A 13,660-nucleotide genomic window follows, 5' to 3' on the forward strand; every position below is an offset into this window, starting at 1 on the left:
CGGCGGGGCCGCGCGCGCGACGCTGCCGGCCGTCGCCGGGAACTGCTGGTAAGGTTTCGTCTGGCGCTCCAGGAGCGCATGCCCCCTTAGCTCAGGGGATAGAGCACCGCCCTCCGGAGGCGGGAGCGCAGGTTCGAATCCTGCAGGGGGCACAAGACGAACGGAGGCCCGATCCGGCCGCGCGAAGCGCGGCCGGATCGGGCCTCCGTTCGTCTTGTATCAAGCTCGAAGGATTCGGGAGGACGACGAGCGTAGCGAGGAGGACGGGTCCTGCAGGGGGCGTTGTCGCAGCCTGCGATCAAGCCGGCGTGGCATACCCTGGCCCGGTGATGTCGGCAGATCCTTGGGTAGCGCTGGATCGCGACGTCGGGGTGTCCGTCGCCTTTTCCGTGGATGCCGACGGGCGGGTCGTCACCCCCGCGCCGCGTGTCGCGGCGTCGCGTGAGCGCTCCGCCACCGATCAAGATGACTTGGGCCGGGCTCAGCGGATCCCCGCACTCATCACCGCGCACCTGGGGCTGTCGGCCGTGGCTCGACCCCCTGGTGACGTCGAGGTCGACCTGTCGTCGGACGGGTGGCTCGGTCGCTGCGGGGCCGAGACGGGCATCATCGCAGGAGGGGCCACAGACGTCCGCCGAGCCCGCCCGCCGCTGCGCTCCTTCGGCCAGAGCCTCACCTGGGACGCCGTCGCACAGGACGTCGGCCTCGACGCGCTCGTGTGGGCGTCGCTGCTGAGTGCGTCCAAGACGCCACCGCTGACGTTGGGGCAGCGCCTCGATGACCTGTCGAGCCGCCGTGACGCGAACCCCCTCGCTCGTGCCCGCCGTGCCCAGGCAGCCGCGATGATACGGCTCGAGGCCGCGACCGAACTGCTCGACAGCGGCGCCCCTGACGCCGACACCCTCGACGTAGAGCCCCTGGCCTACGGAGACGGCGCCGACACCCCGGCCCGCGACGACCTCGCCGTCGGCGGTTCTGCCGCTCTCTTTCGTTCGCCGGACGGTGGGGACCACGTCACCCCCGCACCGTTGCGGGTGGCTGTTCTCCTCACCTCCCGGGCGTTTCACGACGCGGCGCGCACCGGCCGCACCCGTCCTGCGTTGCTCGCGATCGACGATCTGGCGGTGGCGATGCTGCGTCACGTCGAGGCTGCGCCCGTCACGCGGACGGATGTGCCCGCGCTGAGCGCGGCCCGTAGCATCGTGCGAGAAACCCTGGACGCTGCCTGCGTCGCAGCGCCCGTGCCGTACTGAACGCGTCGATCCTCGATGCGGCCGGCGGCGGTGGGCGTGCGATCGCTGCGGGTCCGATCCGCGCGCAGCGGGGGCTGCCGGGCCGTCTCGGCGCAGCGCCGTCCCCCTCGCGAGAAGGCAGCAAGGAGACCACGTGAGCGTCAGGTCGGCCGCCCCCACGGGCGCCCTCGAGCAGATCGTGTGGCCGCGCACCGCGCGCCGCCGTGATGACGGCGTCGTCGAGATCGCCGGCATCGGCCTCGACGAGATCGCCGAACGCTTCGGCACGCCGACGTACGTCATCGACGAGGCCGACGTCCGCAGCCGAGCCCGTGCCTACCGTGAGGCGTTCGCGCGTGCGTTCGCGGCCATCGGCACCCAGGCGGACGTGTACTACGCGGGCAAGGCGTTCCTGTCGTCGCACGTCGCGCAGTGGGTCACCGAGGAGGGGCTGCGCCTCGACGTCTGCTCGGGGGGTGAGCTCGCGATCGCGAAGAAGGCGGGCGTGCCGGGCGAGAACATCGGCATGCACGGCAACAACAAGGGCGTCGCCGAGATCGACGACGCCCTCGCGTACGGCGTCGGGCGCATCGTCGTCGACTCGTTCGAGGAGATCGACCGCGTCGCCGACGCCGCTGCGCGCCACCACATCACGGCGCCTGTCATGATCCGCGTCAAGCTCGGCGTCGAGGCGCACACTCACGAGTTCATCGCGACGGCGCACGAGGACCAGAAGTTCGGTTTCTCCGCCGCCGACGGCCAGATCGGTGACGCCGTCGCCCGCGTCCTCGCCCGCCCGGAGCTTCACCTACTCGGCTTCCACAGCCACATCGGCAGCCAGATCTTCGAGTCCGCCGGCTTCAAGGAGGCCGCGACGCGCCTCATTGCCCTGCAGTTGCAGGTCGCGAAGGAGCACGGCGTCGAACTGCCGGAGCTCGACCTCGGCGGCGGTTTCGGCATCGCCTACCTGCCCAGCGACGCACCGCTCGACCCCGCCGAGATGGCGACGCAGCTCGCCGGCATCGTGCGCGAGGCGTGCCAGAACGCCGACGTCCCGGTGCCGCGCGTCTCGATCGAGCCGGGCCGCAGCATCGTCGGCCCCGGCGGCGTGACGCTGTACCGCGTCGGTACGGTGAAGCTCGTTCAGGCGAGCGACGACCTCGTGCGCACGTACGTCAGCGTCGACGGTGGCATGAGCGACAACGCACGCCCCGCGCTCTACCAGGCCGACTATCACGCGGCGCTCGCGAACCGCGGCGGCAGCGACGAGCTGACGCCGACCCGCATCGTCGGCAAGCACTGTGAGAGCGGCGACGTCGTCGTGCGCGACATCGACTTCCCGTCCGACACCCGTGACGGCGACCTCGTCGTCGTCGCCGCGACCGGCGCCTACTGTCGTGCGCTGGCCTCGCAGTACAACCACGTCCCGCGCCCACCCGTCATCGCGGTCGCGGACGGCGACGCTCGCGTGCTGCTGCGCCGCGAGACGATCGACGACCTGCTCGCCCTCGAAGGGGAATGACATGACCACCACCGCATTCGCCATGCCGTCCGACTCGACGACCCCGCGCGAGCCGATCACGATCGCGCTGCTCGGCAGCGGCGTCGTCGGCACGTCCGTCGCCCGCGAGCTGACCCAGAACGCCGCCGATTTCGAGGCCCGTATCGGTGCGCCGCTGCAGATCGTCGGCGTCGCGGTGCGCGACACGCGCAAGGACCGCTCGGAGACGGGCCTGCCGGCCGACGCCTTCACGACGGACGCGCAGGCGCTCGTCGACGGTGCCGACATCGTCGTCGAGCTCATGGGTGGTGACGAGCCCGCCAAGAGCCTCATCACGCGCGCCCTGAGCAACGGCTCGAGCGTCGTCACGGCCAACAAGGCCCTGCTCGGCAGCGATGGCCCGGAGCTGTACCAGCTCGCGATGGATCACGGCGTCGACCTGTCCTACGAGGCCGCCGTCGCGGGCGCCATCCCGCTCATCCGTCCGTTGCGCGAGTCGCTCGCGGGCGATGGGGTGACGAAGGTGCTCGGCATCGTCAACGGCACGACGAACTTCATCCTCGACAAGATGCACCGCACCGGCGCCGACCTGGAGGACGTGCTCGCCGAGGCGCAGGAGCTCGGTTACGCCGAGGCCGACCCGACGGCCGACGTCGAGGGCTACGACGCGCAGGCGAAGGCCGCCATCCTCGCCTCCCTCGCGTTCCACACGCGCGTGCGCACGAGTGACGTGCACGTCGAGGGCATCATGAACATCACGGCGGAGGACATCACCGCCGCGCGCCGCGCGGGCTGCGTCATCAAGCTGCTCGCGATCGCCGAGAAGGTCGAACGCGGCGAGGCAGACGGGGGAGCGGGCGTCAACGTCCGCGTCCACCCCGTCCTGCTGTCGCGCTCGCACCCGCTCGCGAGCGTGCATGAAGCATTCAACGCGGTCTTCGTCGAGACGAAGCTCGCCGGGGAGCTGATGTTCTACGGCCGCGGGGCGGGCGGCGACCCGACGGCGTCAGCCGTCCTCGGCGACATCGTCCAGGCCGCGCACCACCGCGTCACCGGCGGGCGCGGCTCGGGGGAATCGGCCTACGCCGACCTGCCGATCCTGCCGATCGGCGAATCCCTGACGCGTTACGTCGTTCGCGTCGAGGTCGCCGACGAACCGGGCGTCCTCGGGCGCGTGACGAGCGCGTTCGGCGAGCACGGCGTCTCCATCGAGAGCATGCGCCAGGGCGTGCGCCGCTCCGAGGATGGCCTCGCCTCCCTCACCTTCATGACCCACCAGGCGCCGGAGGCCGCGCTCGCGGCCACGGTCGACTCGATCAAGAAGCTCGCGGACGTCGACTGCGTCTCGTCCGTGCTTCGCGCAGAAGGAAACTGACATGGCTCACCTGTGGCGCGGCGTCATCACCGAGTACGCCGAACGACTTCCGATGCTCGACGGTGCTCCCGTCGTCACGCTCGGGGAGGGCGGCACTCCGCTCATCCCGGCGGAGAAGCTGAGCGAGCGGGTCGGTACGCGCGTGTTCGTCAAGTACGAGGGCCTCAACCCGACCGGTTCGTTCAAGGACCGCGGCATGACGACGGCGATGTCGATGGCCGCGAAGAACGGCGCGAAGGCCGTCATCTGTGCCTCGACGGGCAACACGTCCGCCTCCGCCGCGGCCTACGCGACGAAGGCCGGCATGACGTGCGCCGTCCTCGTGCCCGACGGCAAGATCGCGATGGGCAAGCTCAGCCAGGCCATCGCGCACGGCGCGCAGCTGCTGCAGGTCGACGGCAACTTCGACAACTGCCTCGACGTCGCGCGCAAGCTGGCCGAGAGCTACCCCGTAGAGCTCGTCAACTCCGTCAACCCGGCCCGCATCGAGGGCCAGAAGACGGCCAGCTTCGAGATCGTCGACGCGCTCGGCGACGCGCCCGACATCCATGTCCTGCCCGTCGGCAACGCCGGCAACATCACGGGTTATTGGAAGGGCTACCGCGAGTACGCGGCGCCGTTCACGACCGCCGACGGCCGCGAGCTCGCCGCCGTCGCGACGAAGACCCCGGCGATGTGGGGCTTCCAGGCCGAGGGCGCCGCGCCGCTCGTCGCGGGCCACCCGTTCGACGAGCCGGAGACGATCGCAACGGCCATCCGCATCGGCAACCCCGCATCGTGGAAGCAGGCCGAGCAGGCCCGCGACGACTCGGGCGGCGTCATCGACGCCGTCAGTGACGACGAGATCCTCGCCGCGCACCGCATCCTGTCGAGCGAGGAGGGCATCTTCGTCGAACCGGCGTCGGCCGCCTCGATCGCCGGGTTGCTCAAGATGAGCGACGCGGACCGCGTGCCCGCGGGCGCGACGATCGTCTGCACCGTCACCGGGCACGGCCTGAAGGATCCGCAGTGGGCCCTGCGAGGCGCCGACGGCGACGACATCCAGCCCGAGCGCGTCTCCGCCGACGCCTACTCCGTGGCGCGCGCGCTCGGCCTCGACGCCTGACGATGGCCCGTTCGCTCAGCGCCTCCCGCCTCCGGCCGAGCCGCACGCCTCAGGTCGGGTCGACGGCGCACGTTCGCGTGCCCGCGAGCACGGCGAACCTCGGGCCGGGTTTCGACTCGATCGGCATGGCCCTCGACGTCTGGGACGACGCGCGCGCCGAGGTGACGGACGGCGGCCTCGTCGTCGACGCGCGCGGCAGCGGCGCGGGTGAGGTGCCGCTCGACGGCTCGCACCTTGTCGTGCGCTCGATGGGGGCGGCATGGGAAGCGCTCGACGTCGCGCCGCCCGCAGGGCTGGAGCTGAGGTACACAGGCGCCGTGCCGCACTCGCGCGGCCTGGGCAGTTCGGCGACGGCGATCGTCGCGGGCGTCGCGCTCGCGACGGCGCTCGCCGGGCACGATCTCGACGACGCCGCGACGCTCGCGTTCGTCAATGACGTCGCCTCGAGCATCGAGGGCCACCCCGACAACGCGTCGGCCTCCGTCTACGGCAGCGTGACGGTGAGCTGGGCCGACGTGCTCGAGGGCCCCGACGCGCCGCGCGACTGGCACACCGCCGTCCTGCGCCCGCACCCCGATGTCGTGCCCGTCGTCATCGTCCCGGCGCAGCGCCTGTCGACGGCGACGGCTCGCGCCGCGTTGCCCGAGAGCGTCCCGCTCGCCGTGGCAGCGCGCAATTCGGGGCGCGCAGCGCTGCTGGCTCACGCGATCACCACCGAGCCGTCGCTACTCATGCCCGCGACGCTCGATGCCCTGCACCAGGAGCAGCGCCGTTCGGCCTACCCGGATTCGATGGCGCTCGTCGACGCGCTGCGTGACGCCGGCGTCCCCGCCGTCATCTCGGGCGCGGGTCCGACGGTGCTCGCGCTGGCATCACGTTTCGCCCTGAGCGCGGTGCACGATGTCGCTGGGGGCGGCGAGGTGCTCGAACTGAGCGTTCCGACGCGCGGAATCACCCCCATGTCGCGCTGATCCGCCGCCGGGGTGTACCGTTTTGGTGCACCCGGGTGGTGCTCGAGTTCGACCATGCCACACGACGCGACGCTGTCGTCGCGCCAGGCCCGTGACCTCTGGGTCACCGTTCTCGCCTCAGCCTCGCTGCAGGTCATCATTCGCTTCCAGGTGCGCTGTTCCCGTCTGTGCTGTCATTCCGACGGCGGGAACCAGGGGTCTGATCTGAACGGCCCCTGAACTTCATCCCGCCCGCGCTCTTCGTCGCGGGCCGAACGAGGGGGAAGGAACCTTCGTGTCAGAACAACCGTCTGCGCCCGCCCCGGCCCAGAGCAGCCCGCGCGGAGCGCTCTCCGCGATGCGTCTCGACGAACTCAAGCAGCTCGCGCAGAGCATGGGCATTCCCGGCATCTCCAAGATGCGCAAGGTCGACCTCGTGACGGCGATCCGCGCCGCGCGCGCCGAGGCCAACGGTGTCGGCGGCAGCCGCGCCAAGGCCGCGGGCGTCACCTCGACCGCTCCGACGGCCCGTCGCGCCACGAGCGAGCAGGCCGAGGCTGCGCCGTCTGCCACCGAGGCGCCCCGCCGTGAGCAGGGCGACGCTCCGGCGCCGCAGGATGACGAGCCCGGCCGCGCCACTCGTGACGCCGGCGCTCGCGAAGGCGACGCTGCCTCCCGCGAGGGTGAGCGTTCCACGCGCGACGAACAGGAGCAGCCGCGCGAGCAGCGCACCCGTCGTGGCCGCCGCGGTGGCGAGGAGCGCAAGCGCGCCTCCGAGAACTCAGGTTCCGACCAGGGCGACGCTCAGCGTGAAGGTGCCGCGCAGGACACCGGCTCCGAGAACGGCGCCGATGGCAAGACCGTCGATGGCAAGACCGTCGATGGCAAGAACGTCGACGCCAAGGACGACGCCTCGAACGGCGAGAGCCGTGGCCGTCGTGACGGCGAACGCGACGAGCGTCGTCAGCGCCGCGAGAACGGCTCGAACGAGCCCTCCGGTGACAAGAACTCCGACGGCGACGCTCGCCGCGAGCGTCGCGACAACAGCGACAGCGCCTCGGGCGAGAACGGCCGCGACAAGCGCGACAACCGCGACTCCGGCAACAACAGCGGCAACGGCGGCTCCAACCGTCGCGAGCGCAACAACGAGCGCAACCACAGCAACGATGACGACGAGCGCGGTGGCCGTCGTCGCCGTCAGCGCGGCCGCGACCGCGACCGCGACCGGGGCGAGCGCGGCAACAACCGTCGCGGGCGCAACCGCGACTACGACGACGACGCTCCCGAGGTGCGCGAGGACGACGTCCTCATCCCCGTCGCGGGCATCGTCGACGTCCTCGACAACTACGCCTTCGTGCGCACGACCGGTTACCTCGCCGGCCCGACGGACGTCTACGTCCCGATGAACATCGTGAAGAAGAACGGGCTGCGCAAGGGTGACGCCGTCACCGGCGCGGTGCGTGCGCTGCGCGAGGGTGAGCAGTTGCCGGCGCGTCAGAAGTTCAACGCGCTCGTGCGTCTCGACTCCGTCAACGGCATGACGGTGGAGCAGGCGAAGAAGCGTGTCGAGTTCGGCAAGCTGACGCCGCTGTACCCGCAGGAGCGCCTGCGTCTCGAGACGACCCCGAACGTGCTGACGACTCGCATGATCGACCTCGTCTCGCCTGTCGGCAAGGGCCAGCGTGGCCTCATCGTCGCCCCGGCGAAGGCGGGCAAGACGATGGTCATGCAGTCGATCGCCAACGCGATCACGACGAACAACCCCGAGTGCCACCTCATGGTCGTCCTCGTCGACGAGCGTCCCGAAGAGGTCACCGACATGCAGCGCGCGGTCAAGGGTGAGGTCATCGCCTCCACCTTCGACCGTCCGGCGACGGACCACACGACGGTCGCGGAGCTCGCCATCGAGCGTGCCAAGCGCCTCGTCGAGATGGGCCATGACGTCGTCGTGCTGCTCGACTCGATCACGAAGCTCGGGCGTGCCTACAACCTCGCCGCCCCGGCGAGCGGTCGCATCCTGTCCGGTGGTGTCGACTCGGCCGCGCTGTACCCGCCGAAGAAGTTCTTCGGTGCGGCGCGCAACATCGAGAACGGCGGCTCGTTGACGATCCTCGCGACGGCTCTCGTCGAGACGGGTTCGAAGATGGACGAGGTCATCTTCGAGGAGTTCAAGGGCACCGGCAACATGGAGCTCAAGCTCGACCGTCAGCTCGCGAACCGCCGCATCTTCCCGGCCGTCGACGTCAACAACTCGTCGACGCGTCGCGAGGAGATCCTGCTGTCGGGCGAAGAGCTCAAGATCATGTGGAAGCTGCGTCGCGTGCTCGCTGCCCTCGACCAGCAGCAGGCCGTCGAACTGCTCATCGACCGTCTCAAGAAGACGAAGAGCAACGTCGAGTTCCTCATGCAGGTGCAGCAGACGTCGAACATCAAGCTCGACGACGAGGACAACTGATCCACGCCTGACGACGTCACCTGACGACGCCCCCGAGACCCGACGCCCCTGCGGCGAGTGGTCACGGGCGCGATCGTGTCGGGCGGGGTGGCGGCGGGAATGATTCGTCCCACCTCGATGTTTTGAACCATGTCAGGCGATCTGGCAAGATTGTTTGTTGGCTTCCGGTTCACGTCCACCATCCCGGTGATGACGACCCGGCGGCATCCTCAACAGCTAGGAGAACCCCGTGAAGAAGAACCTTCACCCCGAGTACACCGCCACGACGGTGTCCTGCACCTGCGGCAACACGTTCGAGACGCGCAGCACGTCGAAGAGCGACAAGATGAACGTCGAAGTGTGCTCCAACTGCCACCCCTTCTACACCGGCAAGCAGAAGCTCATGGACACGGGTGGTCGTGTCGCCCGCTTCCAGGCTCGCTACGGCAAGAAGGACGCCAAGTAGTCTTCGCACCACGCCGACCCCAGCCCATCAGGGCGGGGTCGGCGTTTTGCATTCCCGTGGACGCCGCCTGCCGGCGCTGCGCCCCCATCACTTCAGTCCGCGAGGAGCGTCATGCTTGATTCCGCCGCCACGATCGTCGCCGAGTACGACGATCTCGAGAAGCAGCTGGCCGAACCGGCGACGCATGCGGACCCGACGCTGATGCGCCGCCTCAACAAGCGTTACGCGGCCCTCGCACCGACCGTCGCCGCTTATCACGCCTGGAAGATCGCGCAGGACGACCTCGGTGCGGCAGAAGAGCTGGCCGACGAGGACGCCGCGTTCGCCGCGGAGCTGCCGGCGTTGCAGACCCATCTGGAGGCGAGCGCCGACAAACTGCGCACGCTCCTGCTGCCGCGCGACGAGGACGATGAGCGCGACGTCGTCCTCGAGGTCAAGGCCGGCGAGGGCGGCGCCGAGTCGGCGCTGTTCGCCGGCGACCTCGTCCGCATGTACCTGCGTTACGCGGAACGCCGCGGTTGGAAGGCCGAGATTGCCGACGCGACCGACGCCGATCTCGGCGGGTACAAAGACGCCCGCATCACGGTCCGCGCGAAGGGGCTGCCCGAACCGGGCGAGGCCCCGTGGGCGCGCCTCAAGTACGAAGGCGGCGTGCACCGCGTGCAGCGCGTGCCCGTCACCGAGAGTCAGGGCCGCATCCACACGAGCGCGGCGGGCGTCCTCGTCATGCCGGATCTCGACGAGGACGACGACGAGATCGAGTTCGGCCCGAACGACCTCAAGATCGACGTCTATCGCAGCTCCGGCCCGGGTGGGCAGAGTGTCAACACGACCGACTCGGCCGTGCGCATCACCCACCTGCCGACGGGTGTCGTCGTCAGCTGCCAGAACGAGAAGTCGCAGCTGCAGAACAAGGAGTCCGCGCTGCGCGTGCTCAAGGCGCGGCTGCGTCAGATGGAGATCGAGCGCAAGGAAGCGGAGGCCTCGGCCGCGCGCAAGTCGCAGGTGCGCACGGTCGACCGCAGTGAGCGCATCCGCACGTACAACTTCCCCGAGAATCGGATCGCAGATCACCGCACGGGCTACAAGTCGTACAACCTCGACGCGGTGCTCGACGGCGATCTCGACGCTGTCGTCCAGTCGGCGCTCGACGCCGACGAGGCGGCGCGTCTCGCAGCAGTGGGGGAGTCGGGGGCGTGACGGCGTTGCGCGCGAAGCTGCGTCGTGCTGCGGCGCGGCTCGCGGATGCCGGCATCGAATCCGCGGATCGTGATGCGGCGCTGCTGCTCGCCCATGTTCTCGGGTGCGAGCTGGGCGAGGTGCGCCGTCGCGAGGTGCTCGGCCACGAGCTCAGCGACGGGGACATGGCCCGCTTCGAGGCGCTCGTCGACGAGCGCGCACGGCGTGTTCCGCTGCAGCACCTGACGGGTCGGGCGCCTTTCCGCAGCCTGGAGTTGCGTGTCGGCCCTGGCGTGTTCGTGCCGCGCCCCGAGACGGAGATGCTCGTCGATGCCGCCCTCGAGGCGGCCCCGCACGGGGGGCGCATCGTCGATCTGTGTACCGGATCGGGCGCCATCGCCCTGGCGATCAAGGCCGAGCGTCCCGACCTCGAGATCTACGCCGTCGAGCTCTCCGAAGAAGCGGCGGCGTGGGCAGCGTTGAACTGCAAGCAGAGTGGCCTCACTGTCAACTTGAGCGTTGAGGATGCGCGCCAGGCTCTACCTGAGCTCGAGGGCAGTTTCGACGTCGTCGTGAGCAACCCGCCGTACGTGCCCACCGGCATGGTGCCGATCGACCCCGAGGTTGCCGAGCACGACCCGGAGATTGCGCTGTACGGCGGTAGCGAGGACGGCCTTCGCTTTCCGCTCGAGATCGCCGAACGCGCCGCGCACCTGCTGAAGCCCGGCGGTCTGCTCGTCATGGAGCATGCAGACGCCCAGGGCGAATCCCTGCCCGAGGCGCTGCTCGATCGGCGTGGTTTCGAGTGGGCGCGGGACGAGGCCGACCTCGCCGGCAAGCCCCGCATGACGCTGGCCCGCCGTGAGGGCGGTTCGCGCTTCGAGGTGCCCACAAGCCCCGCAGAACGCCCGGTGAGGCGCCGCGCGACCGTCAGGCTGCTCGTGCTCGATCACGCCGGCGACGTGCTCCTCTACGAGGATTCCGACCAGGGCCTCACCCCGCCCGCGACGTGGTGGTCGACCCCGGGTGGCGGCATCGACCCCGGAGAGAGCGAACGCGACGCCGCGGTGCGTGAGTTGTTCGAGGAGACCGGTTTGCAGGTCGAGGCCGATGCCTTCGTCGGGCCGATCGCGCGGCGCCGCGTCGTCCACGGGTACTCCGATTCGGTCGTGCGTCAGGACGACGTGTTCTACGCCGTGCGCACGACACGCTTCGAGCCCGACCCGGGGGCGCTCACGCCCGAGGAGCAGGTGACGATGCAGCGCTGGCGCTGGTGGTCGGTTCGCGACCTCGAGACGACGAGCGAACGAGTGTGGCCACGCGAGATCGCGGCCCTCGTCAGCGCCCGGGCGACGCCGGACGCGACAGCGGGTAGCGCCACGTCTGTCGACGAACTGCAGCCCGACGAAACCGTCGCACTCGACGACGTCGAGGAGTCGACCGTCCCCGTCGCCCTCGGCCACCGCTGAGGCACACACCGCGAGGTCGGCGTCAGGGCCTGCGCCTCTTCTGATGTCGGTCTCGCACCGCCCCGCCCTGCGTCTCGGCCACCGTCACGATGTTGGCCGAGGACGCCGCGTCAGCGCGCTGGTGCGGCCTCGCCGACCGGCGGCGAGGACGTGTGCCCGCCACGGACCCGGGCTTAGAGTGGGAGCCGAATCGCGCCGCCCGCAGCGTGCTGGGCGGCCTCGGACGTGAGGAACGCACCATGGGGATCTTCGATCGTCTCTTCGGTCGTGGGGGAGCCCAGCCGGGCTTCGGTCAGCAGCAGGGATACGGGCAGTCCGCGTATCCGGCGCAGGGCAACCAGCAGCAGGGGTATGCCCAGCAGGGCTACCCGCGGCAGGCGTCGAACGCGCCTCGTCAGACGCCGGGCGCGTCGATGAGCGAGGACGAGCGCGCCATCGCCCGCTACGCGTACATGCTCAAGACGGCGCCGCCGGAGGAGATCGAGAAGGCGCACGCCGAGGCCTTCGCCAAGTTGACGCCGGAGCAGCGTCAGCAGGTGCTCACGCGTCTCGCGACCGACAGCCCGCAGGATGCTCCGCAGAGCGCAGACCCGCAGGCGCTGGCGCGGGCTGCGACTCGGGCCGAGATGCGTCAGCCCGGGTTCCTCCAGAGCTCGTTCGGTGGTTACGGCATGGGCGGCGGCTTCGGTCGCGGCGGCATGGGGATGGGGATGGGCGGCATGGGCATGGGCTCGATGCTGCTAACGAGCGTCGCCGGCGCCTTCGTCGGCACCGCCATCGCCGATGCGATGTTCGACGACTGGGGCAACGACTTCGATTCCCACGACATGCAGGACGCATATCAGGATGGCTACCAGGACGGTGGGGGCGACGGCGGCGGAAACGACGTTGCCGACGGTGGCGGATTCGACGGCGGCCAGGACTTCGCCGGGGGCAGCGACTTCGGCGGGTTCGACGGGGGCGACTTCGGTGGGGGAGACTTCGGGGGCGACATGGGTGGTTTCGACTTCTAGGAGAGTGGCGTGAGCCCCGTTTTCGACGTTTCCGGTTCGGATGAGCGCGAGCGCGCCATCGAGGCGGCGCATGCTGCCGTCGGCGAGGGCAAACTCGTCGTCCTGCCCACCGACACGGTGTACGGCGTCGGCGCCGACCCCTTCAACCCTGACGGCGTCGCGGCGCTGCTCGCGGCGAAGGGGCGTGGGCGCGACAAGCCGCCGGCCGTCCTCGTGCCGAACCCGGCGACGGTCGAGGGCCTCGCGATGAACGTGCCGTCCTACGCGCGTCGCCTCATGGAGCGCTTCTGGCCGGGCGGGCTGACGTTGATCTTCCGTGCGCAGCCGTCGCTCATGTGGGATCTGGGTGACACGAACGGCACGGTCGGGTTGCGCATGCCTGATCACGAGATCGCGCTCGAACTGCTGCAGACGACGGGGCCGCTCGCCGTCAGCTCGGCGAACCGCACGGGCCAGCCGCCGGTCACGACGATCACGGAGGCCGGTTTCGCGTTCGGCCCGGCGGTCGAGGTTTATCTCGACGGGGGAATGTGCGACGACGGGTTGCCCAGCACGATCCTCGACTGCACCAAGCCCGACCCCGTCATGCTGCGCCGCGGCACGATCACTCCGGCACAGCTGCGTGAGGTGCTCGGGCCCATCGACCTGCTCGACTCGACGGGTGCGCCGCTGTCCGAGACACCCCAGGATGCCCCGGAAACGGACAACCCGCACCAGCACGAGTCGGCCTCGAACCCCGCGCCCGAGTCGACCGACGACGAGCGCACGGCCGAACGTCAGCGTCTCGAGGCCATGGGAGCTCGCGCGCGGGCGGGCGAGGCGACGCAGGCCATCCCGCTCGGAGGCATCGGAGCGGAACCGCCGTTCGAGCCCGAGAGCGTGACGAGCGTGGAGCTTCCTGGCCGCCCGGGCGAGCAGAACCACTAAGGTGGCGAG

General features: G+C 70.2%; 11 protein-coding genes and 1 tRNA gene. All 12 read left to right on the forward strand.

Annotated elements, in window-relative coordinates:
* Positions 1 to 80: 80 nt before the first annotated feature.
* Positions 81 to 152 (forward strand) — tRNA-Arg (locus J4Z35_RS13530).
* A 375-nt stretch (positions 153 to 527) separates the two neighbouring features.
* Positions 528 to 1,253 (forward strand): hypothetical protein, encoded by a 726-nt coding sequence (locus J4Z35_RS13535; protein WP_143181235.1) that lies wholly within the window; start codon positions 528 to 530, stop codon positions 1,251 to 1,253.
* Between the two features lie 133 nt (positions 1,254 to 1,386).
* Positions 1,387 to 2,754: a diaminopimelate decarboxylase gene (gene lysA, locus J4Z35_RS13540; RefSeq protein WP_074040420.1), complete on the forward strand. Its 1,368-nt coding sequence runs from the start codon at positions 1,387 to 1,389 to the stop codon at positions 2,752 to 2,754.
* Between the two features lies 1 nt (position 2,755).
* Positions 2,756 to 4,108, forward strand: coding sequence for a homoserine dehydrogenase (locus J4Z35_RS13545; protein ID WP_131940715.1), 1,353 nt, complete (start codon positions 2,756 to 2,758; stop codon positions 4,106 to 4,108).
* Between the two features lies 1 nt (position 4,109).
* Positions 4,110 to 5,213, forward strand: a complete 1,104-nt coding sequence (thrC, locus tag J4Z35_RS13550; RefSeq protein WP_131940717.1) for a threonine synthase — start codon at positions 4,110 to 4,112, stop codon at positions 5,211 to 5,213.
* Positions 5,214 to 5,290: 77 nt separating this feature from the next.
* Complete coding sequence (locus J4Z35_RS13555; protein WP_062257167.1) at positions 5,291 to 6,184, forward strand: homoserine kinase; 894 nt, start codon at positions 5,291 to 5,293, stop codon at positions 6,182 to 6,184.
* 337 nt (positions 6,185 to 6,521) lie between these two features.
* Positions 6,522 to 8,618 carry a transcription termination factor Rho gene (gene rho / locus J4Z35_RS13560; protein ID WP_216343058.1) on the forward strand — a complete coding sequence of 699 codons (2,097 nt, stop codon included), beginning with the start codon at positions 6,522 to 6,524 and terminating at the stop codon, positions 8,616 to 8,618.
* Positions 8,619 to 8,847: 229 nt separating this feature from the next.
* Positions 8,848 to 9,063 (forward strand): 50S ribosomal protein L31, encoded by a 216-nt coding sequence (gene rpmE, locus J4Z35_RS13565; RefSeq protein ID WP_006945964.1) that lies wholly within the window; start codon positions 8,848 to 8,850, stop codon positions 9,061 to 9,063.
* Positions 9,064 to 9,174: 111 nt separating this feature from the next.
* A complete protein-coding gene (gene prfA / locus J4Z35_RS13570) occupies positions 9,175 to 10,263 on the forward strand; it encodes a peptide chain release factor 1 (protein ID WP_062257153.1) in 1,089 nt (362 codons plus the stop codon).
* The gene (gene prmC, locus J4Z35_RS14895; protein WP_074040424.1) at positions 10,260 to 11,711 is read left to right on the forward strand and encodes a peptide chain release factor N(5)-glutamine methyltransferase; all 1,452 of its coding nucleotides are present in this window, start codon (positions 10,260 to 10,262) and stop codon (positions 11,709 to 11,711) included. Before prfA ends, prmC begins: the two co-directional genes overlap by 4 nt.
* Positions 11,712 to 11,950: 239 nt before the next feature.
* Positions 11,951 to 12,724, forward strand: a complete 774-nt coding sequence (locus tag J4Z35_RS13580; RefSeq protein ID WP_208065649.1) for a hypothetical protein — start codon at positions 11,951 to 11,953, stop codon at positions 12,722 to 12,724.
* A 9-nt stretch (positions 12,725 to 12,733) separates the two neighbouring features.
* Entirely contained in the window at positions 12,734 to 13,651 is a 918-nt protein-coding gene (locus J4Z35_RS13585) for an L-threonylcarbamoyladenylate synthase (RefSeq protein ID WP_074041225.1), read from the forward strand.
* The last annotated feature ends 9 nt before the right edge of the window (positions 13,652 to 13,660 follow it).

The organism is Dermacoccus sp. NHGro5, assembly GCF_017565385.1.
Lineage (GTDB): Bacteria > Actinomycetota > Actinomycetes > Actinomycetales > Dermatophilaceae > Dermacoccus > Dermacoccus nishinomiyaensis.

Excerpts from the sequence above, each read along its gene's own strand:
- J4Z35_RS13545 (WP_131940715.1), top strand. The coding sequence starts at position 2,756 with ATGACCACCACCGCATTCGCCATGCCGTCCGACTCGACGACCCCGCGC.
- thrC (WP_131940717.1), top strand. The coding sequence starts at position 4,110 with ATGGCTCACCTGTGGCGCGGCGTCATCACCGAGTACGCCGAACGACTT.
- rho (WP_216343058.1), top strand. The coding sequence starts at position 6,522 with ATGCGTCTCGACGAACTCAAGCAGCTCGCGCAGAGCATGGGCATTCCC.
- prfA (WP_062257153.1), top strand. The coding sequence starts at position 9,175 with ATGCTTGATTCCGCCGCCACGATCGTCGCCGAGTACGACGATCTCGAG.
- J4Z35_RS13580 (WP_208065649.1), top strand. The coding sequence starts at position 11,951 with ATGGGGATCTTCGATCGTCTCTTCGGTCGTGGGGGAGCCCAGCCGGGC.